Origin of the sequence: Pseudoalteromonas rubra (genome assembly GCF_005887115.1) — a bacterium.
Lineage (GTDB): Bacteria > Pseudomonadota > Gammaproteobacteria > Enterobacterales > Alteromonadaceae > Pseudoalteromonas > Pseudoalteromonas rubra_F.
On the sequence record NZ_PNCJ01000015.1, the window covers coordinates 81968 to 106430 of the forward strand.

The following is a 24463-nucleotide window of genomic DNA, read 5'->3' on the forward strand; positions in this document are numbered from 1 at the left end:
CAAGGTCATATAAGGCCACATATTGACACTCATTAAGGACAAACTGCATGAAACATTTGGGGTACTTATTTGGTTTAGGTGTTGCTGCGCTGCCCATTTCCAGCGCACTCGCTGACGTCAAATCTCAATCACTGCATAACAAGCAATTTCTGTGGGACGACCTGAAGCAAGTAATTTCAGAAAGTCATCCTCACTCATTTTCAGCGTCAACACTTGGGACAGGCAGGCTAACTGCAGAAAAAACAGCACACAATGTTCACTATAAATTAACAAAAAGAACAGGTGCTCCTACTGTCTATGAACACTATCGTGCTTATGTCGGAAATTATCCGGTGTTATCGAGTAACCTGGTGGTTGTCCGTAACAATAATGGTGAGATCCGCCAGGCAATGGGCAGTTTAATCTCCGGGATTGCATCTCAGGGACAGGCTCTGTTTCACGACATGCCACATACTCAACTCAGCCAGCGTCTTGAAGCCCTGCCCGAGCTAATAGATGTTGCCAAATATAGCTATGAGAAAGCCTTTTTTCTCAATAGCGATACCTTGATCCCTGTCATCGAAGTTTTGGCGACGTTTAACGATAGAAAAGAAAAGATACTGCTCAATGGTGACGATCTTACTGTCGTTTCTAAGTCCTATGATATGTCGTTTGCTTTTTCTCAGCAGTCACTGAAAGACGCAGGGTATGTCGCCGGTGGTGGTATAGGTGGCAACGACAAGCTAGGCGCTATATGTTACTCCCCCAGTCCCGACAGTATGCAAAACTGTACCAGCTACCAGTTTGATGAAATTGCCCCCAAAGGGGCAGAGCTCAGATTTGAAGATCTAAGCCAGACCGCTATTTTCTATGAATTTAATGGCTACCCATTCATCGTCAAGAAAGAAAATAACAACTGTATTTTAGATAACCCTTATGTGGTGACTTACGATGCAGCAGTCTCCGAAACTACTCCGGTTTCATATGTCTGTCAGACAAATAACGAAAACTTTGTAAAACGCGAGATCGATCAGACATTTGATGCCTATTACAGCTATAGCCCGGCAAACGAAGCACACTTTAACGCTGGTCTGGTTATGCAATACTTCCATACACAACTTAAAGCGTTATACCCGCAACAAAGTACTGACTGCGACAACAACGGCTATTGCATTAAACCACTTTCCCAAAAAGTAAACCGAAATACCATTTTTGGCACTAACTCCGCTTCCTGGGATGGTGAGTTTGTTAACTATGGCTCAGGCAACGGCGGATATGAGTATTTTGCTCTGACAGGTATGAGCATTGCCGCACATGAAATAGCCCATGCCATTACCGAGTGGAACTCAGGACTCGGTAGAGAAGACGTAGACAGTGCAATTAACGAAGGATTGTCCGATATATCTGCGATTGCAATACTCGACTATTATCAACATACCGCATCAGGCGCTTATACACAGTCTCAGGCATTCGCAGACCAATTTACCGATCAATCGGGGCTATACACTAAGAACCGTAAGTGGTGGTACGGCTGGGATGTTTTCCCACAGGATAAAGCGGCACGTTTCTTTGAATTGCCATCTTGGGATGGGCGAAGCATAGATCACGTCAAAGATTTTACCACAGCCAAAACAGGCCATGATAATGGTGGCGTTTTAAGAAAAGCGTTTTATGAGCTTGTCAAAACACAAGGCTGGACCATCCAGCAAGCTTATCGCTTATTTTTGCGCGCCAACACGTCTGGCTGTGTATTCTCAGGTATGTCTTTAAATGAGTTTGGCTTCTGTCTGGTTGACCAGACGGCCCACATTCAAGTCGGCAACAAATCTTTGAACCAAATCAAAGCAGATGTATCACACAGCCTGGCTGGTGTCGGTATTTCTACTGGGATCGGACTGTCGACTTTGGACGCCGATGCATGGCTTAACTACAATCAGGCCAGCTACGATTTAAGTCGCATCAATCAAGATACTATTCGCAGCATCAACGTAAACTGGGGTGACGGCCAGAGTGAGAGCTGGCAGCACGACAGTGGCACACCCATCTATCCCTACTTACAACGCAGTAAACAGGTTGTTGAAGACACCCTGATCCGATTCTCTGTCAACGTAACCACCGAGGATCAAAATGGAAACCAGGCAACTCAGTCGGCTTATAACCATTTTTATAGCCGCCCTGCTGCACTTCGCTGTGAACCATTTATGAATAATGCTGTGTTACACACCAGCACTCTGTCTATCAATAACTTTACTTTGTCGGGACTCAACGCCGGATACAGAGCAAAACTAGATACGCCCTGGCCTGTCGCAAAACCGAGAGAGCACACTCTAAGCTTTGCACAGGACCTGAGCGGAAAACGTGTTTCCGTGTACTTTGATAGCAACAGAAATGGACTGATGGAATCGAGTGAAGCAGTGCTGTCAAGCCAAACCATCTCAGGGAGTAGCGTGAAATTTACCCTTGATCAACAGACTAACCGTGGACTTGGACTGCTACGCGTTGCCATTGCTAACAATGAGTTTGACTATTCCTTGTTGGATGTATGTGGTGTTGCAGACAACGCTCAGGTTGTGGATGTAATGATGGATGTGGACTCAGACAACCTGCCGCTGATCTCTGATTTTGAGGTACAGTATCTAGATGGCAACCGGGTAAAATTTACTAATACTTCTCAGGTCAATGAGGCTAAAAACCCGCAATTCTATTGGCAATTCGGCTTTGATAATCGTATCAGCACTGCACGAGATCCTGGCATAATTGACTTTCCAACCAACGGTGGTCAGTTCGATGTATCATTACAAATTCAGTATCCTGACCAAAGTGAGAACGATACCAAGCAAACCCGCATATCACTGGATCCCGTAAACGCGTGTCCAGCCAAAATCAGTAATGGCGCCAATGCCGATGTCATTTATATCGACGACATGAAGTTATTCAATTACTCGACACTGATTGCCAATGTCCCCTCCGCAGCTGGGTTTAACCGTGACGGCTACAGCCTGAATAATTTAAGCGGCACCGATATTAAGAGAAGAACCTATATTAGTGTTGAAATCATGACCAACCTAATGCCTCGCTCTACTGCCGAAAACTTACTGCAAAATGGTAACCGTGATGTGCGCTTCACCATTTGGCTTGATGCGGACGGCAACGAGGAGTTCGCACCTTCTGAATCCGGATTAGACAATGATCCAAACTACAACTACTGGATAGACAATAGCCAGTGCACCACAGTTTCCGGTTCAGAATATTGCCGGATCAGCGCTACAAAGTCATTGACACTGCCCAATGTCAGTACCTGGGATTGGTCAAAATGGTTCGTATTACGCTCTAAATTAGAAGAGCGTCCAACTAATGACTATAAGTCTGATGCTTGTAACAGATTTAATTACGGTGAAATTGAAGACCTAAAAATCAAAGTCACCCGATATTAACTAAAACCGCTCGCAGTAATGTAGGCAAAGGCAACTTTGCCTACGAGCTACCTCATAAAAACCACTCAAAAAGGAAACTTTATGAAACTTGTTAGCCTAGCAGTCATCGCTGCTTTGGGAGGGGCTTCTCTTGCTACTGTCGCGAGTCCTTTGTCCGAAAATAGCACCGCTTTACCTAAGTCTACTTTAAAATTCCAGGCATTAGGCAGTGCAGAAAAAGTACAACAACGACTGAGTAAGCATGGCCTTAATAAGCGCAATCGCCCACACCTGTTCAATCTATTGGACAAACGCGAGCAGGCAAAGAAATTTGGGCTCAAAGCTGCTCAGACTGAGCAACTTAACAGCCTGAACAATAGCATTAGCTCAAATTGTAACGCTGATAAAGTCTGTTCTTTTTTCAAACATATGGGTTTGAGAGCTGTTAAAGACGCGTCAGGCACAGAGTATGTGATGATCTCTGCTATCAATAGTGAAGTTGCATCAACGACCTACACTTTTATCGACATTGCACTAATAGACGAAAATGGCCAGGACATCACCATACCTCGTTTTGCTGAGTACTATGGAGAAGGGATTTCCAAAAAGCGTATGGACATAGCTTCGCTCGGCAAACTCAGCGATATCATGCCAAGACTGCTTGCTGCAGAGCAAATTTTCGCTGACGCCTGGGTGACCGTGGTATATATCGATGAAAATGGCAACGAAGTTGCTGAAGACAAAAACACCATCGTTGAATATTCTAAAGAAACACTGCTGGCAGAATTGGGCTATCAGAACGCGCTTTCAGCCAGCCAAGACCTAAAACATGCCACTGCGTCAACTCAGGCATGGACTGAAGCACTGCCCTCGTCATCTATGCCGACTATCCAGCAAGGCGCAATCCTGGAAAGTGCCGTCACTAACCCGGTTGACAAAAAAGAGATCAATGCGGATCCGACACTGGACCGAATCAAAATCTGCCTGAACCGTATGTACAATGACTGTGATTACGACGCGGTTTACCCTAGTGGCACCCCAAATGACCAATTGAAGGTGCTTGTACCGTTTTCAGGCTATCGTGATGTCATGGGTAAAGTAACCAAAATCTATCGCCCGGACTGGAGCTCTAAAGATGTCACTTATGACGCCAATGGTAACCCAAGCTATGCGATCAAACCTGCTGGCACCCAACCTATGGGTCTATACCATGGCACCGAAATTTTCATTCAGACTAAAGAAGGCGGTGGTGCATCCAAATTAGGCGGTTACCAGGGCTCAGAACACCTTTTCTCTGATCACATTTCACTGAAATATTTGAAAAAGCAAGTCGGTGACAACATCTACGATTACACTCGCATCTCATGGAATATCCCACGCTCAAAAGGGGTATTTGGTGACGCAACCCTTTATGGCCGTTACGCAGATGCGCACTGGATCATGAACTTATCGGTTGAAGTTGAGCAAGAAATGCGTGGCAGAAAACGTCTGCGTAATTTCACCTACGTTGTGGGCAGCACAGACATGCCTGAAGAGCAAACCTGGACAGACATTGAGCATCCAGCTATGCAGATGGTGTATAGCTGTCTCGCAAAAGGCTCGATGATCATGTTGGCCAATGGTAAGCAACTGCCTATCGAACAGTTACAGGTTGGCGACTTAGTACTTGGTGCAAGTCAGTTTGCTCCAAACTCACACATGCCACTTGAAATCAAAGACGTCTCAATCGGTGTTGAAGCCTTACCTATGATCAAGATCACCACAGATTCAGGCAAAGAGCTGCTGCTTACTGAATCGCACCCGGTAGTCACCCAATCGGGAGTCTCGGCCTGGGCTAACAAGGTTCAGCAAGGTGACCGTATTCATACTACCAATGGCCTGGAGTTAGTCACTAAGATCGAGCAAGTGAAATATGAGGACAACGTATACAACCTCAAACTGGCTCGCACCTCTGATGATCCAAAACACATTACCGGTGAAACTTTCTCAATGTTTGCAAATGGCCTGCAGGTGGGCGATCTGGCAATGCAAAGTGACAATGAATTTGAGGATGAAGTGGAAACTACACAAGACGTCCTGAATCGAATTCCTGAAGCTTGGCACAAAGATTACCTAAACAGCATTCAGTAAGCAGGAAACAAACCAGTGAGGCCTCTAAAAGGGGCCTCTTCACGGAGTGAACACAATGAATAAAAATCAATTCATTTGCCTTGCGCTGGCACTATCGACATCCCAGGCCCTCGCGCAGGCAACCAAAACGCCAGAGAAACTCAGCGAATTAGCCCCGCTTTCCGCAGAGGCAAAAAGCATCGATTTAGTGCCGCTTGGTACAGCGCATCAAAGCAAAGGCGATGTCTTATTAGGCATTCAGTCTGTACAAGGCATGGCCGTTGAGCATCTGGGCAATACCAGCATCGACTTTCGCGTTGGTGTTGACCTGAGATATGAGCAGGCGCTCAAACTTATCGACGGTAAAGTCGATGCCGGCTTTAAATTCCCGGCAGTGCGTGTTGATGCGGGCGCAAACTATGCCAAAGATATCAGTGCTGACCGTTACACAGGTACCTATACCGTGTATTCGTCGGTCAAACCCAAGTCTCGTATCTTAATGCCAAATTCAGACCAAGGGTACCAGCCAACGCAGGCAGCCACAGAGCTGGCTCAAGCTTATCCGGGTAACAAAGCGGCAAACCTCGGTGATGGCTTCGTGCAGGGGTTTGCCTATGGCTCCAACGTCGTAATCAACATGAAAATTGATTATCGCAATGAGGAAGACAAACGCCAGATCGGTGGTTACCTCAGTGTCGACTGGATAGGTAAGGTCAAGGTTGATGGCCAGCTACAAAAAATTGATGAAGAGAAAAGACAGTCCGTTAAAATATCCATCAGCGGCTATCAGAGCGGCGGCGATCCAAACCGACTGTTGAACATCATCCCCAATGGCATTATGCGTTGTACGCTGCTAAACCCGGAGCCTTGCTTCAACCTGTTCGAAGCCGCTGTAAACTATTTGAAATCAGATTACATCAACCAGTTTAATTCACTGGATGATTACAACATCACTGATAGCTACGTCGCCAAATACCTGGATTCGGGCGCAGGCTTGCAACAGTTAATCCCTGACGCGGGCTACACCCCAGTCAACTACCTGACCAAGCTCGTTATTAAAGAGCTGACTTCACGCTGGATTGAAGAGCGACTCACCTACCGCAGAGCGAAAAATCTACAGCGTTACTATGCTGCACAATTTAGCGCAGAGCAGCTGAATCAACTGCAGGAAATCGAAACATCTAGTCGCGCTAATGCCAACTTGTTTGCGGATATGGTCGACTACTGTGAGCGTAACCCTGAAGGAAATTACTGCCTCGACTATGAGTCAGGTAACTTAGCTTACTATCGCGACTACAGCGCCATCAGCGACGTATTAAAGTAAGGATACCATTATGAAAAAGTTTTCTATAAGCACATCGATTGTGTCTGCCGCCCTGGCTTTGCCCCTGTTGGGTGCCACAGCACAGGCTCAGGATCTAAGCGATGCCCAACTACAGGCCGCCCGTTATAGCGAGCTTGGTGACATGCTCACGGTAACAGAGGCTCAGGGCAGATTTGCCTGGATGCAAAAATGCTACGACGGATTACTCGTTGAACTGTGGGAGCAGATGTTCGATACCCGAGACATTGTCAGCAAAGAAGAGAAGTTACGCCAACTCAAAGAGCTGTGGCTGTCGGCAGATAAAATTGCTGCGGGAAAAGCACAATATGTGACCTTTGCTAATGAGGATTTCAGCAATCCTTATGAGTGGGTCGCAGGCACCAGTGATAGTCAGGCATGTACGCTTATGCCGCCAGAATATCAGCCTGTGGCTTTGAAAACCACAGTGCTGTCACATAACTACTGCGACAATGCCAGCTTTGATAACGAGTGGGAATGGATCTCCAAAGTCACCATTGAGGACTTCGAGCATCAATCGGGGACCAAAGCACACACTATGGTGTCAGGAAAGGTGGTCACCTTGCCTGCAAACCGAAGCGTCAAGGTCTCTATCACGCCGGGCAATCTGGAACCTGATTTTCCTTCGTACGTCGTTGCTCGAGTCTGGGTTGATTGGGATCACAATGGTCAGCTAGACAACAGTGAAATGGTCTACAAATCGGCATCAGACGGGGTGTTTAAGTTCACGATGGATATTCCGGCAGATGTACCCGAGGGCACGACATTGATGCGCATTGCAACCGATGCGGGTGGTGGCTCAGACAACGCTTGCTCCCGTATTCAATATGGTGAAGTCGAAGACTACCTTGTAACGGTTCGTTAAGGAAAGATGATATGAAACCTATTTATTTATCTGTTTTTGCACTGGCAATGACAGGACACAGTCTTGCTGCGCAAGAAAAAGAGGCGAACATTTCGAGCGCCAACTTGTCTGGCTCTGTGATCTCAGGCCTGATCAACGATCATGTTGCCATGGGTACAGCGTATGACAGCCAAAAGAAACGCTTTCTCAATGTACAGCCTGTTGCGGGTGTGATTGATGAGACCTTCGGTAATACCGAGCTCAAGTTCAAAACCGGCATCGATATGAGCTACGATGATATGCTCAACACCCTGAACGGTAGTGTGGATGTTGACGTCAACTTCCCGGTTGTTCGTGTCTCCGCAGGTGCTTCATTGGCTAAAGAAATGGCTTCCAGCACTTACTCTAGTTCATACACCTTTAGTGCCTCAAGCACACCTAAAAAGCGCCTGTTCTTACCTAAAGATCAAAATCAGGGCTATACCCTGTCTCAAGTGGGTAGTGATGTGGCCAACAACCATCAGACCAAACTGCAAACTCTGGTTGGTGATGAGTTTGTAACGGGTATTGAATACGGCGCAAATGTTCTGGTAAACCTTAAGATCGATTACGGTAGTAACAAGGACAAATCAGATATTGGTGGTTATCTGGATGTGGATTTATATGGGGGTGTATTCAACGTAGGCGGCCAACTTAGATACCTCAAGGACGAAACCAAATCGTCAGTGAAGATCACAGTACGTGCCATCCAGCAAGGGGGCGATCCTAAGCAGCTGTTGACAATCATACCAAACAACATCATCACCTGTTCACTGGACAACCCAGAGCCATGCTTTGATATGTTCTATGAAGCAGTGAAGTATGCAAAGTCTGGTTTCAACTCTCAGCTCAATTCACTGAGTGACTATAATGTGGTGCGTTACTACACCACGCGTTATGAAAACTCTTCACTGGCGTTACGCGCATTAGTGCCTGAGTATCAGATAGTCAGAAATGCGACAAAATGGCTGATCAGTGAACTTGAGGATGATTTCAAGCAGGCTATTTTGGACGAGCAACGTGCCGATAAACTGCTCAATAGCTACTATGCCTACTTGCCCGCATCTCAACGCCTGGCTGTGGAGCAGATCAAAGACCTCGCCTATGACAATGCCTGGTTCTTCTTCAATGCTGCACAGTTTTGCCGCGACAACCCGTTTGGTTACGCATGTGAAAATAAGGTCCAGGAAATGAAGAGTGCCTGTGTGCAGCGCGGTAAAAACTGCCCTGCCACCTACAATGTGACCGACTTGCAACTACCAAGTAATGACCAGCAAGATTGGAAGCAATGTGAACTGGCAAGGCAAGAAGCCGTGCGTGCTGGTATTGTCACTGAGGAGCAAAGCGCCCGCTTCAGAAACATGCGCTGGGCTCCGACTTTCATCGACGTCACAGCCCCGGCTCGTGGGATCCTGAACTGGCGTTTATGTGAAGGCGCTCTGACCACTTACGGTACAGCGTTTGCGCAATAACCTGCCATAATTAATCGCAATGTGCTTGAGCACATTGCGATTTCTTTTCAGGGAGCGGATATGAAAAAGTTTTTACCTTTACTGGCTCTGGGGTGCGCTTTCGCCGCACATAGCCAGGTCTATTACAGTGAAAAAGTCGGTGCTAATGACCTTGGCCGGGCTTTCGACCCTAATATGCATCAGCTGAGTGATACTTGCTTACAAGGCACACCTGTGCTGCATAATGAACTCAGCGGCAGTCTGGATTATTTCCAGCGCGTTGACGAGACCTTGATCAAACGCCGTACCTTCGGAGAGGTACATGGCGGTGTTAATCTGTTTATTATTGCCGGCAGTGTGTCGACTTCTATGACACATCGTAATGCCACCGATCAGCGTACACTCACATCGCAGCTTCATCTTAAGTTTGATGAAGGCTATAGCACTTTGGAAGACCGCCAGGTAAAAGCGGGCGTAGATCTCAAAGACTGCGACAGCCACTTTGTCTATCAGGTTAACTATGGTCGCGATCTGTTCGTCAACACCCGGCTGCACTTCAAAACCGAGGAAGATTACAAACGCTTTGTGATCAAAATAAAGATACGTTTACTGTTTTTCAAAAAGACCATTACTAAGGTCAAAGAAATCGAAAAGTATGCCGAAAATGCGGTATTCAGCGTCGATGTTAACTCAAATGGGCCATTACCAGCTAAACTGCAGCAACAGCTCAGCGAGCAACCCACCTACTGCCGTGGAGGTAACATTACCCCTTGCCTGCAGACACTGGAAAAGCTCGTGGCGTATAGTTTCGACCCCAATGGCCTCATGCTCGATTTGGCCGACTTAGACAAAGTGCCTCGTAGCTTTGTAGTCAAAAGCTTTCAGGATTCAGGCCACTATGGTGCCGCTGACTGGGCGTCGGTGATGAGTAATACCCTTTATGAACCAACCTGGCGTTGGGCTGAGCATCAGTACGGTGAAGCGGTCAGACACTTAGAACGTGCCAAAGCGTTCTTAGCGGTAGCCAGTGAGGCCGAGAAACCTATATTGGAAGCCCAGTTTGAGGCCGCCCAGATAGCACTCAGCGATGCTCAGATGCTACGCCAAACCTGCCTTGCCTCGCCCTGGTTAAGTCAGTGTGGGCCTTAAATAAGCATGTATTTTTCTCACTCAAGTGGCTAGTTTTCTTAGCCACTTGAGAGGTTCATTTACATTGAAATGAATAAAATTCATCTTCTACTTTAGTCCAATCCGATTGCACTCAAAATTGATTTATGTCAACGTCTGCTCAACAAACACAGAATAATTACATAACATCAACAGAGTAGTAGAAGTGATGACAACGACTATTAAACTTTCGCCAGTTGCACTGGCACTCTTTGCGTGCTCCGCCGCGATGGCTGAACAAGCCAACGAACAAAACATAGAAACCATTTCAGTACTGGGCTCTAAGGTATCTAACCGGACGGCTACCGAGTCAACCTCTCCCATAGACATACTGGACACCGATCAACTAAATAAAGGTGGCTTTACTGAATTAGGGCAGAGTCTGCAATCCATAGCACCCTCATTTAACTTTAGCCGGACTCAAGTTTCGGATGGCTCTGACTTGTTCCGACCGGCAACATTGCGTGGCCTTCAACCGGATCAAACTCTGGTTCTGGTCAATGGTAAACGCCGTCATACTCAGGCCATCTTTGGATTATCTGGCACGGTTGGAGCCGGTGCCGCCGGCACAGACATGAACTCTATACCTATGATGGCGCTGAAAAATGTAGAGATACTCCGAGACGGTGCCGCGGCGCGTTATGGCTCAGATGCCATAGCCGGCGTTATCAACCTTTCTTTGAACGACAGCACCGGTGTCACGACAGGTTTTGTACAGGCAGGTTCGACAGGCGAGGGCGACGGGGATACCTACTCTCTGGGCCTAAACCGAGGGTTTGATTTAGGCAGCCAGGGCGGCTTTATCAATGTCTCCTTGGAATATCGCGATGCCGACGGTACCAACCGGGCCGAGCGTGATACTGGTGGCTCCTCAACCACTGCCCCGGGCACTTTATCCGATGATGTACGCTGGAAGCAGGGCAATTCTGACAGTGAGTTTATCTCTGTGTTCTACAATGCTGCGCTGCCTGTCGGTGACAAAGAGTTGTATTCATTTGCCGGCTTTTCAAACCGTACAGCCTTAGGCAACGGCTTTTACCGCGACTTTAATCGTGCAGAGCGCAACGTGCCCCAGGTGTATCCGGATGGTTTTCTACCGAGGATCGATAACGAAGCTGAAGATCTGTCCTTCGCAATTGGCCTGAAAGGCGATATCAACCCTGACTGGGCATTCGATGTATCCAGTGTGTACGGAGAAAACCAGTACGACTACTCGTCATCCAACACCATCAATTCGTCTTATGCTGCTGAATATCTGGCGAGTAACCCCAATGCATCGGCACAAGACATTGCCAACAATGCTGGTCCCAGAGGCGGTTATTCAGGTGGCTTCAGATTTGACCAATGGACGACCAACCTGGATATCAGCGGCATTATTGACATAGACGGTGGCGAGCCGATTTACCTGTCTGTGGGAGCCGAATACCGCAAGGAAAATTATGAGATAGTCCCGGGTGAAGTGGCATCTTATGCATGTGGTGCCTCGAACTCTGACCGTTCTTTCCCCTCTGTGATTGATGCTGAAATTTTTGCAGATTGCGGCTTTCAGGCTTATCAGGGGCTCAGACCAGATGCTGCCAATAAAGCCGACCGTTCCAGTCATGCCATTTATATAGAAGCAGAAACCCTGCTCAATGAAGACTGGCTGATCAGTGCAGCACTGCGCTATGAAGATGTGTCTGACTCAAACGATGACACCATCTGGAAACTGGCTACCCGCTATGAACTGACGGAAGACCTCGCACTGCGCGCCGCAGCTTCAACGGGCTTTAGAGCGCCGTCGTTGCAACAATCGGGTTATACCGCCTTTACCACAACACTGGGTGGAGATGGCACACTGGCTACCTCTTATACCGCAACCGCAGGTTCTCCCTTCCCAGCCGCGCTTGGCGTGGATGGCCTGAAATTGGAATCCTCTGACAACTACAACTTAGGTTTGGCCTGGGACGTTAGCAACGATTTGTCTGTCACTTTGGATTTCTATCAGATCAAGATTTACGACCGCATCAATCTTGGCAGCTTCATTGGTGTTAACAGTGATGAGCTGGACGCTTTCCCGGCAGCCAACGCCGCACTAACAGCCACCGGTGCCGTACAAGGTAACTTTTTCTCAAATTCGCTTGATTCGACAACCAAGGGGTTTGATTTAATCGCTTCCTATTCACTGGCTCTGGCAGCTGGTGAGTTGGACATCACCTTTGCAGCGAATAAAAACAAGACCGAGATTGACAAAGTAAATGCGCCTCAGGGTATTCCTGACAACATTGTACTTGATGCACAAAGACGCTCATTCCTTACTCATGGTCAGCCAAGAGAGCGCGCCACGCTAACCTTTGACTACCAGCAGGACGACTGGAATACCCTGCTGCGTTTTAATTACTTTGGTAAAACTGAAGTCAGCTACTTTGCTGGCGGACACATAGTGTTGCCTGATTTCTTGTCGCCAACCAATAGCTGGCAGGAAACCAGTGTTGTGGAGTCAGCCGTTCTGGTTGACATCAACGCGGGTTATCAGCTTACCGACAGCATTGCACTGTCTGCCGGCATCGATAACCTGTTCGATGAAACGCCAGACGAGCTAGGCGAAGATGAAGTACTTAACTTCATTACCAATGGCGCGATGCGCTATCCATTGCGTGCTTTGCCCTATGGCTTTGACGGTATGACTTACTATGCCAAAGTGAGCTTTAGCTTTTAAACATGAAAAGGGGTGATAGTCATCACCCCTTCCCTTTCAGTGCGGATATGCAGAGATAGCTCAAACAGGCTGAATAATTCTGCATTTACCCTTACTGATCATCACTGAGACGGACTTATTATCCACCAATATTTGATGAGACCCTCTGGCTCATTTGTGTATCTTCTGCAAACTCGCTCATACCAGGGCGCTTGTAAAACAGTGTTCGGGTGTAGTTTGAAATAGCCCAGATCACCCCTTCTCTGTCTACATCAATATTGTAAAAAGCGCCAAACTTAACCAGCTCGCCATCGTTCAGTGTATATACACTCTGCGGGCCATCATTGCTGCCATACACGCTGGCAACCAGATAAACCTGACCACTACCCACCGCAATGTCTTTAAGTGTGCATAATTTTGCACAAGCAACTGATTGCTGCTCCCAGCGTATCCCGTTAAACTTATATAGCTTGTCACTTTCGGTGATCGCCCAAATAACCCCACCCAGTGCAACATCAATTTTAGTAATAACTTCGTTATCGATTCGGTAGTTACCTTCGAAATTTTCCGTTGCATCATTAAATTTCTTTAAAGTACCATCCCCGTTGACACAGTAAACATGCGCCACTGTGAATGAGCTCACATCTGTTGCGCCCCAGCAACCCGTTACTGGCTGCCAGTTATTATCTTTATATCTGAATGCATTACCACTTTCTGAAACGCTGAATGTCGCTCCTTCATAGTACGCATAGCCAGGGTCTTCTGGTGAAGTACCAAAATGATAGTGGAAGTATCCACCGGAAGCCGCCAGCGCTTTTTGCCCATAAGGCAGCGCTTGTCGATGCCAGACACCAAATGAATCGTCTTTTTGCACATAAAGTATGCCCTGATGGTCAATCGCAACCCGCACTGGTGAATTGGTATACCCTTCTGCCAACACCCCTGTCGACGACAAAGTAGTGGAAGCAATGATTAAAGCCTGTGCTATGTGTTTTATTTTCATTTCCTTACTCCTATAGATTCAAGATAATTTAGGTACAAATGAAACCAAAAGGTAGTAATATATTTACACCCACAATCTATCCAGTATTATTTTCACAACATTTTTAACAAGCTGTGACTTATACAACCTTGATTTCAATCAAAAGTAAGCAGCAGTTCCTAAAATTAATACTTATATCAAGATGGGGGTCATGCTGAGAATAAACTACCCCACCCCATTACCGTGTTATGGGGTTATAAGCAGTGTCGACTAGTCGGTGATTGAGACAAATTTCATTAATCATAGATATAATAAAAATGAATAACATATTCCTCCGAGATAAATTTCAAGCCCCATTAATATCTCACATGAGAGGAAATTCCTTCATCCGAATAGATAATACTTAACTGCAGGCCGTTAAAAACACTCGCATTAATCGGTACAGATAAATGGGTCGAGCCAAATGAATTTCTCTAGGTAGAATAAAAAAGCAATAAATACATAACAGTAGCTAATTTAACCAAACGCAATAAAGCCCTTTTATTACTTACTCTTTCGTGCTGGAATTTGTTTTTTAACTCATTTTTTGACTAATACTTATTCACTACTGACAATAATAGTTCGTTATATCATAACAATAAAATCACCAAAAAAAGAGTTTTGCAACCTAATTGACACATTTGTTAACTTTAATTATATTCACTTTCCTCCCAGCCAACCGAAGAATAAAAAAATGAATAAACTGACGTTTTCACTTATTTTAATAGGCATATTAATATCATATTGGCTTTTTTCCGGATCTACACCGGAAATTACACAAACCCCCATTGCGCAAAAAGATGCGTTAATAGTGAATAAAAACGTAGTTAAGACTGATCCCCTTGCTGTTTCAAGTTCACCCAAGCAACAAATTGAAATTGCCCCAAACACAACAAAAGAAATAACGCAGGACGAGGAGCGGTTACCGCAAGATATAGGAGAAATAGCATCAATCTCTGATGATGCCAAAGCAGTATTAATAGAAGCGGGCGTGCTGGTAAAAGATATTAGTGAAGAAGCCTATGTCGAATTCAACCTAGTGGCCATGCAGCAGCTGGAAGTTGGGGATACCTTTGATTTAACCATTCCACAGACCACCGAAATGCATCGTGCAGAAGTCACTCAGGTAGATGTATTTCCAAATGGTGACAAAAGTGTTTTTGCAAAAGTAACCGGTTCGGATAACCGCTTCCATAATTCAGTGATGACAGTGGGAAATGATGCCATTTACGGACAATTCACAGTCCCTACTGGCAATTATGTTTTTGAATCCCATGGCAAACATGGCTGGATCGCCGCAAAACGCGACCTATATAAGAATCATGTAGAGCATACGCCTCAAGAGCGTGCGCCTGCAGAAGGGGCTAAAGATCTCTTTTCCCCGCCTATCAACACTCAAACAACAAGTAAGAAGTAAGGAAAATCAATATGAAAAAAGCAATCTTAGCGACGGCGCTCACCTTAGCCTCAGGTTTAACTCAGGCGAATACAATCGACATTGCAATCTTGTACAGTGATGAAGCAGCAGCCAATACGTCGAACATCCAAACGAAAATAAACCAGCTAATCTCATTTTCTAATCAGGTTTATAGCCAAAATGAAATTAACTTAAGACTTAACCTGGTTGCTTCAGCTTCTATCGGCAGTGCGCAGGTAACAGCTGACGAAAACTGGTTAAACGCACTGACGGACAGCGCATCTATCGCGCAGTATCGTGATGCAAATAATGCTGATATGGTTGCATTGTTGGGCGTTGGTTCATCTGCTGGCAGCAATCTCATCAGTTGTGGTATTGCCTGGGTTGGCCAGGGCAGCAATGGTAATTTGTACTCTTCTCAGGTCAATAAAATGTACTCCATTACTGCGGTAGACTGTGGTGCAACCACCTTTGTTCATGAGTTAGGCCACAACCAGGGGTTGACCCATGCACGCAGACAAGGGGACACCTCTGGCGGCGTATACACTGATGGTATGGGACACGGTGTATATAATGTATTTACCAGCATCATGGCTTATCCACATGTCTTTGGTAGTGCGACACAGTATGACTACTTCTCAAACCCTAACTGGACAGCAAACGGCTATCCTTTCGGCGTTGTAGGCGAGTCATATGCCTGGAAAACCGTGAATGCAACCAAAGACGACATTGCAAACATGAAATAACAAACAACCTGAGCAATTATCAGGTGAATAAAAAAAGAGCGCTCGACGAGCGCTCTTTTTGTTTAATCCGGTAAAGCGAAGCATTGGGGGCTAAGAGTGTGGCACATGCACAGTAGAAAACTGGGTGGGAAAATTTGTAATATGTACTAATGTGATTACCAAGGGATACTGACGGTATAAGTACCAAGCGATTTTGACGTAATCACACTTATTCACGAATAGTCTCCAAGCAAAGCGAGCTTCAATGCTAAACGTGCATAACTTTGTTGGTTACGACTGATTAATAATGACCATAAACTGTCGTGCAATCCTGAGAGTATCTTTGACCTGAGCTTTAGCTTTGTTATTACACGGTATTTCTATAGAACGCTCATGCATTTTAACATCGACAAATGTGTTGGCCCCACTACCCATATTGTTCATTGGGTGTACAAGGATGAGTTGTCCAACTTTCTTAGACGCCGCTTCTAGCTCATTGCGTACATTGGGTTTTAAGTACTTACATTTTTCATCCAGATGGATACTAAGACGGTTATGTTGTTGCATTTCCACAATTTTATCAAAAAAAGCCTGCTCCCTATCTGCAGAGCCTGCAAAACTTGCAGCAGATGTGATGGCAGCAGCTGCCAATAGTAACTTTTTCATCAAGGTCCTTTTTCCTTTCAGTTATTGATAGTGTTTTAAAATGATTTTCGCGACATCAATTTTACTTTGCACGTATGTCTCGACACCTTCGTCGCAATGATATAACTCGGCACGTTCTTTCATCGTCGCAGAGAGAAACGGATTACCCAACGACTTAACCTTATTAAGTGGATGAAGCGTAATCTCATCCCCCAAAGCTTTAATGGCCTGATCTAGCAGCAGACGATCCGAGGAGCTTAAGAACTTACACTTATCATCGAGATGTGCAGCCAGGAAGCTATGTTGTTGGATTTCGACATACTTGTCTAAGACTTCGGCTTCGCTCTCTTGGGACTGTGTCGCCAGACTTATTAGCAGTAAGGGGACAGCCAGGTACTTCATTTGTGAATTCCTAAAATTTCAATTTATTACAATGCCAGATTGGCGAACTCATCACCAAAACCTACAGCCGGATACTTCACCGGGCATTTTTACTAGATGTGAACTTTTTTAGCACACATACCACTTCCGTTATTTAGTTTGTCAGAGGTAGTGAAGCGACGACATTGTCGCCATTATAACGCACTTATAAAACCGAAATCTGAGTAATATCCTGATATTTATAACTCAAATCAATATGATGACCACACAAGGAACTGCCAGCTGTGGTTTACTCACTTTATTTCATCAAAAACGAACCGAATAACAACGCCACAATTCCCAAGAGACATATATGGATGCTCAAAGAGACCTTGATGTGTCAATTACATTGGGTGCTTGCGTGTTTTTTGGCCTATCCGCATGTCTTTGGTAGCGCAACACAATATGAAGACATTGCAAACATGGAATAACAAGCAACCCCCGTGCTGGGCAGACAAAGCCAGTCTATTTGGCATAAGTGTCGGGCCCTGTTTTACTTTATTCCCAGCCACGCTATCGAAGCTCCAGTGTCACAATATCCTTGTCTGCTTCAAAATCTGAATAGACTACCCCAGCTTCATCAAAGTCCGACACCGTGCCATCAGGTGCAGGAAGAGTACGTATTAAATGCGAGGTTTTACCCTCTGCTGATATTTGCCTTAGATGATACACAGACTCACCCTGCTCTATGAGCAGCCACAGCGCATTTTGATGCCATTTGTGCGCTAAGATCTGTTGATGCTCTGGTGCAGAAAAAATGGCTTGTCCATTTCCTTTTTGTACCTCGCGTTTAGTCACCACAAAGTGCCCAGCGCTGGTCACAACGAGCCTCCCTTGTTTCAGTGTGCGCTTGTGTATGGGGTCGTGACCCTCTGCGTACTCAAACCACAGTGTTTCATCCGCGCTCTTGCGTTCAAATAAAATACGCGCCCCTTTGTCCAGCCACTGCGTCGGAGTCCCCACAAGCTGACTTTCATTCACTGCTTGATGCGAATTTTGCTGCCACTCAACCGTGGTCAATAACCCGTTTCGTGCAAACGCGAGCTTAGTTTCATTTTCATTCCATACAGGCTGGGATAAAGCAAGGTGTTGCTGTTGATTTGCATAGACCAACCATTCACGCCCATCAGTCAGCGCTTTAACAAATATTTGCGCATACCCATTGCGGTTTGAGACAAATGCCACATATTTGCCTGACGGAGAGAGACTGACTAACCATGTATGACGATTCGAATTGCTAAGGCGCTGCGCTTCGTCCTGCTCATACCATTGAATATAGGCGTTACCTTGCAGTTTTGTCTGTGTAAAAGTGAGTAATTTACCGCTGGGTGAAACACTTGGAAAATGCAGAAAATCGTAATTTTCAAACGCAATATCTTTAAGCTGATTGCTTTCATCCAGAAATTGCAGATGTTTGCCATCACTCAGTAAGTAGCCATTTAGCGCATCAACATAGTTAATGAAGTACCAATTTGGCCCAAGATCTGCAATCACTTCACTTTTCCCATCCTTCAGGCTGAACCTTTTAATGATTGAGTGCCGCTGCCGATCAAAACCCAGCACAGTGAGTGAGTGTTTATCAGCTGATAGTGCAATACGATATGGGTTAAACTGCTCAGTGGGGCTGAGTAAAACCTCTGTTTTCCCTGTGCTTAAATCACCACGATAGATTCGGTTGACTGCTTCATGCTTTGCCAGGAAGTATACATTCTGGTCCAATGTAACGAACGTGCTGATACCAATTTTCCCGGCCAGGTCAAAATGAACCTGACGGGACTCCACCTGAAAATGACTGTCAAACAACACACTCTCAAATTGCAAATGGTCGGGTTGCTGAACGGCATACACCAGACGATATCCATCTGATGCAGGAACGGTTTCATCCCATGAAAAATAACGGATCTCTGCATTGTGTTCCCATATCTTTTGGGTAAAAGAACGATCAGCGGCAGTTAGCCAAATCTCAGTGGCATTTCTATCATCAGTTTTCGTCTTTAAATACGCAATTGCTTTGCTGTCTGGCGTAAACCGGCTGTAATACTCATTTTGCGGACTTGCCGTTAAAGGCTGAATATTTTCAACTTCAGGTGAATTCGATGCCGTACTTTGAAGCATGACTGAAAACAACCAAATACATATCAGTGCAACCGGACTAACGGTGAGCGCCATTGTTTTTAGATGTCCTTTTCCGCGTCTGGATTGCTGCAAAGTTGAAGAGAGTGTCTGTTGCTCTGATGATAATGAATCTCGCTCGGCGACACGACGTACGTCAGCATACAATGCATACCCTCTTTTGGGGTGGGTCTTTAGTACTGTTTTATCATGGTCATTCAGTGCAATTCTGATTTGACTAATCGCTCTTCGGATCGAAACCGGGCTGTAGATAGAACGAGGCCATACATGCGAAAAAATTGTCTGCGGGCTTAACACCGAGTTTGCATTGTTCGCCAACATGACGAGTACATCCATTACTTTTGGTTCAAGGCGCGACACCAACTGACCCCGGACCAACTCTCCGGTGTAAGGTAACACTCGTGTTTCATTGAGCCAAAACTCTGCTTTATCAAACTCATCGAGAGTGTCATTTAGCTCTGAATGGCTTGGGCCGTTCAACTTCAAGATTATGTATTCCTTACTTATTTTATCTTAACCAAATCCGTACGAAACCTTAATGCTTTGTACATCGCCAAAAGAGCAATGCATCGGCACACTGCTCGTGAAACGCTAAATTAACACGATTTATCTATCGATTCTAACGACAAAACAAAGGCAGGTAATAATGAACAGTGAGCGATTAGTGCATTCATCCAGAAGTGCTTTAATGGGTTTTCTCACCTTTTTAATGCTTACGAGTGCACAGCTATTGGCAAATGAAGAACAGAGTTTTGACGAACCTGCACACATGCATGCATTGGTTGAGATGTTGCAAAGCACTAAACCAGAGGCCATAGAACACTATGTTGATTTGTATTTTCATCCAGACGCACTGAAAAGGTGGGGAGGAGAAGGAAGACAAAGATACATAGGCTGGCTTAAGTCTGTTAAACACCGTCACCAGTCAATGCAGGTTCATGCAACTCTCCCAAAAGATCCGGACCGCTCTATTGTACGGGTAGACATGCTATCAAAAAGTACAGAGCTGATTTACACAGTCACCGTAAACCTCTCGAATGAGAAACCACATAAAGTAACAGGACTTTACTTAACCCCACAACAGCCAAACATTTTAAACAACGACCAGCGCTTAACTAAGACAGAGATAGTTGAAAAACTTAGCCGATATATCAATAAAATTGCAAACAACGGAGCTTTCTCAGGAACTGTCTTATTAGCAGACCGTCAGGGCGTGCTGTATCAAAGTGCCAAAGGGTTAGCAGAGCGACGCTTTGGCGTACCAAATAACCTCCAAACTAAGTTTAATCTGGGAAGTATGAGCAAAATGTTCACCGGAGTCAGTGTGCTACAGCTCGTTGAAGCAGGAAAGCTATCATTGCAGGATCCAGTTGTGAAATACCTTGACAGGGGTTACTTTGGCAAAGGCGCATTTGAAAAGGTCACAATAGCGCACCTACTCAGCCATACTTCAGGGCTGGGTTACCCTGACTATCCAAAAACCCATCCTAATGATCTACGTAACCTGAACGATCATTTGCCTTTTTTAAAGTATCTGCCGCTTACAGCCGAACCTGGCACACGCTTCAGGTACAGTAACGAGGGAATGATTTTGTTGGGATTAGTCATAGAGTCTATAACTCAGGAGTCTTACGATACGTATGTGAAAACGCACATATTCGACAAAGCAGGGATGCCCGACACTGGTAACTATGATATTGATGGCGTAACGCCAAATATGGCAATGGGGTATTTCTACTCCGACAAATTAAACTCCATGCAATCTAACTGGTTTATTCATGCAATTAAAGGGAACTCAGCAGGCGGCAGTTATTCGACCATTAAAGACCTTCATGCTTTCTCCAAAGCATTAACCAGCCACAAACTACTGTCGAATCATTACAGCGAATTGGCTTACAGCGCAAAACCTGAATTCAATTCAGCGCGCTATGGTTACGGTTTTGGCATCTGGGAGGGCAAAAACGGCAAAGTCATAGGGCACAGTGGCGCATTCATTGGGGTCAGTGCAGAGTTTAGGGTTTTTCTGGATAAAGACTTAGTGCTGATTATTCTCGGGAACCAGGATGACGCCACAACTCCTGTGCTGACAGTCGCCGATTATCTAATTGAACATTTATAGTGCCAACTCGAATGACATGCGAAACAGTGCTGACACAGTTGTCCTGAAAGCTCTGGTATGGGGAATTTTTTAGACCCCATACCAGGTAACGCTCTATACCGCGATTTTCGTACAAAACCCCAACTATCTCGAAACGAATGAACAGCGTTCCTCTCCCCCCTGACATCTGTGAGCAGCAAGCACAACTCAAACGTATGGCCAGTGTGGGTAGACAAAGCATGATGCAGCAACCAAAGTCCAGAGTAATATGGTCAGCCAGTACATATAGGGCTGCTCACTGCGCACATAGCGCTGCCACAAATAACTGACCCCTCTTATCAAGTCATAGAGCAACCACAACAATAGTCCAAAACCAAGCCAATAACTCCACGGTAACCCCATCCACATCCTCAACTTCCTCACTATAGATTTTCACAATGACAATTTACACCATAACTTGCAACATCGTTAATTGTCAACATGACAATCAAAACCTCTGTTGATATAGTGACTGAAAAAGCGAAACAGGAGAAACCATGGCAAGACCAAGTATGGCGGCACAACGTACAGAAGAGATACTGGATGCACTTGAAGCCTGCATTTTGAAGTATGGGATCCAAACAACATCACTCGAGAATATCGCTGAAACCGCAGGCGTAAAACGTACTATTTTACGTCATTACATTGGTAACCGTGACGATATCATCTGCGCACTGAGCACACGGTTACGCACCCGATACTCAGAGCAGTGGCAGCAAGTTTTATGCTGGCTCCCTTCGACAAATAAAGTTGAATCAATCATAGACGCTCTATTCACAGTGGGTTCTCAGGAAAGGATTAATGCGACCATTATCGGTGAAGCCATCTTCTCTGAAGCCAAGCGTTTACCAGCTATCAAACAAGATCAGGCAAATATTATGGATGAATTTATTACAATTATCAGCGATGTTTTACGCGATGAATATCCCGGTGCAGACGCAGATAAAGTGGAGCTGGTTGCTCACGGAATTTACGCCAACTATTTATTATCAGAATCTTTTTTACCGCTAACCCTGGTTGATCAGGTTTATAAACTCAAAGCCGCTTCGAAACTACTTTGCACCACACTGACGTAAATCGGTCACTTGAACTAATAAATTTTCATATTGACAATTTAAAACTCAAAATTTAGGCTATGCTTCATTCATCACACATCGATAGGATTTAGATATGAAGCTAGCCAGCTCCTTGTTAGTCACAGGGATCATTGCCATTTCAGTTTGGGGGATTGCTTTACTACAGCCAATGCCTGTACAAGCTCTATCCTCTGCACAACCCGATTCAGTTACCCCGAAACAATTCCCCCTCGAGGCAACACGCTCGAATGTAGAGACTAAAACGAGAACAGAGGAACACAACACCTTACGGGTTACTCTTGATACACTGATAATCTCCGGCAATACAGCAACTTTACCTACAGATAAAGTGCAACGGCTTTGGCAGGAATTTAATACTAATACGGCCTTAAATAGCCGGTTAATCAAGCAGCCTCTCGCGGTCTATGTTGTGTATAAAGACTTCTCAGCAAACTTTGAGCAAGCCACTATCACTATCGGCTATTCCATAGATACCCTGTCTTCTGCAGATGACACAGTCACGCTTAACGCCGCGCAGTATGAGCGGTTGTTATCAAAGAAAAAGCATACCATTCAAGATATTGCTCTGGCATGGCAAGACATCGATTACCGCAGACCAATAAACCGAGTCGTTGAGATCCATTATCTGTCAGAGCATAGTGAAATAACGAGCTCTGAACTGCTGGTAAATTATGGAGAGTAAACCCATGGACTTATTAACCTATCCTCTATCAGCAGACGATATTTGGTGGCTTGAAGTCTTTATCGACGACTGGTTTTTAGTCATTGCATTAGGCTTATTCATTGTTGAAATGCTCCGGTATGCCTGCAAAAAACAATTTACCAAAAACCTGATTGGTGACAGTCTTGCCAACTTTGTGACGCTTGGGCTGTTTATGCTTTTGGTTGCCTTAATTGCACTGACCTACGTAGGCATATTTTTCTACGTTTATGATAATTTCAGAATTACAGATCTGCCACTCACTCCCTGGACTATATTGTGCTGTATTGTACTGGCCGATCTCGCTTACTATTGGGAACACCGCTTTTTACATAAGAACGGCTTTGCCTGGGCAACACACACCGTCCATCACAGCTCACCACATTTCAATATTTCTGTTGCTTATCGCCATGGTCCAATGGATTGGTTTTTCCCGCTGTTTTTTTACCTGCCACTGGCGTTAATGGGTTTCCATCCGTTTATCATCTTGCTGGCCGAGGTAGTCGTACAGGTCTATCAAACTTTATTGCATACAGAAACCGTTAAAAAGCTGCCTCGCCCGATAGAAGCCATTTTTAATACTCCTTCTCATCATCGGGTGCACCACGCTACGAACAAACAGTATCTGGACAAAAACTATGCGGGCATTTTTATTATCTGGGACAAGCTGTTCGGTACCTTTGCCAGGGAAGAAGCACAAGTCAGATATGGCGTCTTTCCACGAGTTAGCAGCGTAAACCCGTTTACCATTTTCTTTAGCGGGTACGCAAAGTTGTTCAGGCAACTCTTTAATGCTCCAAGCTGGACATACAGGTTTAAGTTACTGATAAAGCCGCCTGTCTGGGCCTGGCAACAAGAACAGAAAAACAAAGGGTAAACAAACGTCAGCTGGCCTGGCTTTTAGAGGATTAAAGCGTGCGCTGTATGTCATATTAACCACGTCGGGCCCGAAACAGGTTTCCGAAATCCCAAAAGGAAACCTTTCCCATCAGCGCAATTTCACCTCTGAGCAGACAATTCCGGTGCTGATATCATCGCGTCTTTTGCCAGTACTCGACTCACAAACAATCTTAATTTTATCAGACAATCAAAGTAGAAAGTGAAACACACTCTTCGCTACTTATAACCGAACTGCTCAATTTTAAAT

Annotated in this window: 18 protein-coding genes; 13 read left to right on the forward strand and 5 right to left on the reverse strand. The window is 45.3% G+C overall.

What is annotated here, in order from left to right; all coding sequences use genetic code 11:
• Nucleotides 1-47 precede the first annotated feature (47 nt).
• From CWB98_RS11105 to CWB98_RS11135, 7 genes are all read left to right on the forward strand, one after another.
• Nucleotides 48-3413, forward strand: a complete 3366-nt coding sequence (locus tag CWB98_RS11105; RefSeq protein WP_138544941.1) for a M4 family metallopeptidase — start codon at nt 48-50, stop codon at nt 3411-3413.
• An 81-nt stretch (nt 3414-3494) separates the two neighbouring features.
• Complete coding sequence (locus tag CWB98_RS11110) at nt 3495-5522, forward strand: Hint domain-containing protein (protein ID WP_138544942.1); 2028 nt, start codon at nt 3495-3497, stop codon at nt 5520-5522.
• A gap of 55 nt (nt 5523-5577) precedes the next feature.
• Nucleotides 5578-6825, forward strand: a complete 1248-nt coding sequence (locus tag CWB98_RS11115; RefSeq protein WP_138544943.1) for a hypothetical protein — start codon at nt 5578-5580, stop codon at nt 6823-6825.
• Nucleotides 6826-6835: 10 nt separating this feature from the next.
• Entirely contained in the window at nt 6836-7708 is an 873-nt protein-coding gene (locus CWB98_RS11120) for a GEVED domain-containing protein (RefSeq protein ID WP_249364666.1), read from the forward strand.
• Between the two features lie 11 nt (nt 7709-7719).
• Entirely contained in the window at nt 7720-9198 is a 1479-nt protein-coding gene (locus CWB98_RS11125) for an internalin (protein ID WP_138544944.1), read from the forward strand.
• A 60-nt stretch (nt 9199-9258) separates the two neighbouring features.
• On the forward strand, nt 9259-10326 hold the full coding sequence (locus CWB98_RS11130; RefSeq protein WP_138544945.1) for a hypothetical protein: 1068 nt from the start codon (nt 9259-9261) through the stop codon (nt 10324-10326).
• Nucleotides 10327-10513: 187 nt separating this feature from the next.
• Nucleotides 10514-13042 (forward strand): TonB-dependent receptor plug domain-containing protein, encoded by a 2529-nt coding sequence (locus CWB98_RS11135; RefSeq protein ID WP_138544946.1) that lies wholly within the window; start codon nt 10514-10516, stop codon nt 13040-13042.
• A 118-nt stretch (nt 13043-13160) separates the two neighbouring features.
• Here CWB98_RS11135 and CWB98_RS11140 read toward each other — a convergent pair whose 3' ends face one another.
• Nucleotides 13161-14024 (reverse strand): hypothetical protein, encoded by an 864-nt coding sequence (locus CWB98_RS11140; protein ID WP_138544947.1) that lies wholly within the window; start codon nt 14022-14024, stop codon nt 13161-13163.
• 712 nt (nt 14025-14736) lie between these two features.
• Between CWB98_RS11140 and CWB98_RS11145 the strand changes: the two genes are divergently transcribed.
• Nucleotides 14737-15459: a hypothetical protein gene (locus CWB98_RS11145; RefSeq protein ID WP_138544948.1), complete on the forward strand. Its 723-nt coding sequence runs from the start codon at nt 14737-14739 to the stop codon at nt 15457-15459.
• An 11-nt stretch (nt 15460-15470) separates the two neighbouring features.
• Complete coding sequence (locus CWB98_RS11150) at nt 15471-16205, forward strand: zinc-dependent metalloprotease family protein (RefSeq protein ID WP_138544949.1); 735 nt, start codon at nt 15471-15473, stop codon at nt 16203-16205.
• A 270-nt stretch (nt 16206-16475) separates the two neighbouring features.
• Here the strand turns inward: CWB98_RS11150 and CWB98_RS11155 are convergent, their stop codons facing one another.
• The 3 genes from CWB98_RS11155 to CWB98_RS11165 form a co-directional block, all read right to left on the reverse strand.
• On the reverse strand, nt 16476-16850 hold the full coding sequence (locus tag CWB98_RS11155) for a hypothetical protein (protein ID WP_138544950.1): 375 nt from the start codon (nt 16848-16850) through the stop codon (nt 16476-16478).
• A gap of 21 nt (nt 16851-16871) precedes the next feature.
• Nucleotides 16872-17231, reverse strand: a complete 360-nt coding sequence (locus tag CWB98_RS11160) for a hypothetical protein (RefSeq protein WP_138544951.1) — start codon at nt 17229-17231, stop codon at nt 16872-16874.
• 531 nt (nt 17232-17762) lie between these two features.
• Entirely contained in the window at nt 17763-19868 is a 2106-nt protein-coding gene (locus CWB98_RS11165; RefSeq protein WP_138544952.1) for a winged helix-turn-helix domain-containing protein, read from the reverse strand.
• A gap of 160 nt (nt 19869-20028) precedes the next feature.
• Between CWB98_RS11165 and CWB98_RS11170 the strand changes: the two genes are divergently transcribed.
• Nucleotides 20029-21501 carry a serine hydrolase domain-containing protein gene (locus tag CWB98_RS11170; protein ID WP_138544953.1) on the forward strand — a complete coding sequence of 491 codons (1473 nt, stop codon included), beginning with the start codon at nt 20029-20031 and terminating at the stop codon, nt 21499-21501.
• 186 nt (nt 21502-21687) lie between these two features.
• On the opposite strand, the gene CWB98_RS11175 is transcribed toward CWB98_RS11170, so the two are convergent.
• Entirely contained in the window at nt 21688-21888 is a 201-nt protein-coding gene (locus CWB98_RS11175; RefSeq protein ID WP_212751133.1) for a hypothetical protein, read from the reverse strand.
• Between the two features lie 128 nt (nt 21889-22016).
• Here CWB98_RS11175 and CWB98_RS11180 point away from each other — a divergent pair, with 128 nt between their 5' ends.
• From CWB98_RS11180 to CWB98_RS11190, 3 genes are all read left to right on the forward strand, one after another.
• Entirely contained in the window at nt 22017-22595 is a 579-nt protein-coding gene (locus CWB98_RS11180) for a TetR/AcrR family transcriptional regulator (protein WP_138544954.1), read from the forward strand.
• A 94-nt stretch (nt 22596-22689) separates the two neighbouring features.
• A complete protein-coding gene (locus CWB98_RS11185) occupies nt 22690-23298 on the forward strand; it encodes a hypothetical protein (protein ID WP_138544955.1) in 609 nt (202 codons plus the stop codon).
• A gap of 4 nt (nt 23299-23302) precedes the next feature.
• Entirely contained in the window at nt 23303-24193 is an 891-nt protein-coding gene (locus CWB98_RS11190; protein ID WP_138544956.1) for a sterol desaturase family protein, read from the forward strand.
• Nucleotides 24194-24463 lie beyond the last annotated feature (270 nt).

Coding starts and splice junctions, on each gene's coding strand:
- CWB98_RS11105 (WP_138544941.1), top strand. CDS start 48: ATGAAACATTTGGGGTACTTATTTGGTTTAGGTGTTGCTGCGCTGCCC.
- CWB98_RS11110 (WP_138544942.1), top strand. CDS start 3,495: ATGAAACTTGTTAGCCTAGCAGTCATCGCTGCTTTGGGAGGGGCTTCT.
- CWB98_RS11115 (WP_138544943.1), top strand. CDS start 5,578: ATGAATAAAAATCAATTCATTTGCCTTGCGCTGGCACTATCGACATCC.
- CWB98_RS11120 (WP_249364666.1), top strand. CDS start 6,836: ATGAAAAAGTTTTCTATAAGCACATCGATTGTGTCTGCCGCCCTGGCT.
- CWB98_RS11125 (WP_138544944.1), top strand. CDS start 7,720: ATGAAACCTATTTATTTATCTGTTTTTGCACTGGCAATGACAGGACAC.
- CWB98_RS11130 (WP_138544945.1), top strand. CDS start 9,259: ATGAAAAAGTTTTTACCTTTACTGGCTCTGGGGTGCGCTTTCGCCGCA.
- CWB98_RS11135 (WP_138544946.1), top strand. CDS start 10,514: ATGACAACGACTATTAAACTTTCGCCAGTTGCACTGGCACTCTTTGCG.
- CWB98_RS11140 (WP_138544947.1), bottom strand. CDS start 14,024: ATGAAAATAAAACACATAGCACAGGCTTTAATCATTGCTTCCACTACT.
- CWB98_RS11145 (WP_138544948.1), top strand. CDS start 14,737: ATGAATAAACTGACGTTTTCACTTATTTTAATAGGCATATTAATATCA.
- CWB98_RS11150 (WP_138544949.1), top strand. CDS start 15,471: ATGAAAAAAGCAATCTTAGCGACGGCGCTCACCTTAGCCTCAGGTTTA.
- CWB98_RS11155 (WP_138544950.1), bottom strand. CDS start 16,850: ATGAAAAAGTTACTATTGGCAGCTGCTGCCATCACATCTGCTGCAAGT.
- CWB98_RS11160 (WP_138544951.1), bottom strand. CDS start 17,231: ATGAAGTACCTGGCTGTCCCCTTACTGCTAATAAGTCTGGCGACACAG.
- CWB98_RS11170 (WP_138544953.1), top strand. CDS start 20,029: ATGAACAGTGAGCGATTAGTGCATTCATCCAGAAGTGCTTTAATGGGT.
- CWB98_RS11175 (WP_212751133.1), bottom strand. CDS start 21,888: ATGTGGATGGGGTTACCGTGGAGTTATTGGCTTGGTTTTGGACTATTG.
- CWB98_RS11180 (WP_138544954.1), top strand. CDS start 22,017: ATGGCAAGACCAAGTATGGCGGCACAACGTACAGAAGAGATACTGGAT.
- CWB98_RS11185 (WP_138544955.1), top strand. CDS start 22,690: ATGAAGCTAGCCAGCTCCTTGTTAGTCACAGGGATCATTGCCATTTCA.
- CWB98_RS11190 (WP_138544956.1), top strand. CDS start 23,303: ATGGACTTATTAACCTATCCTCTATCAGCAGACGATATTTGGTGGCTT.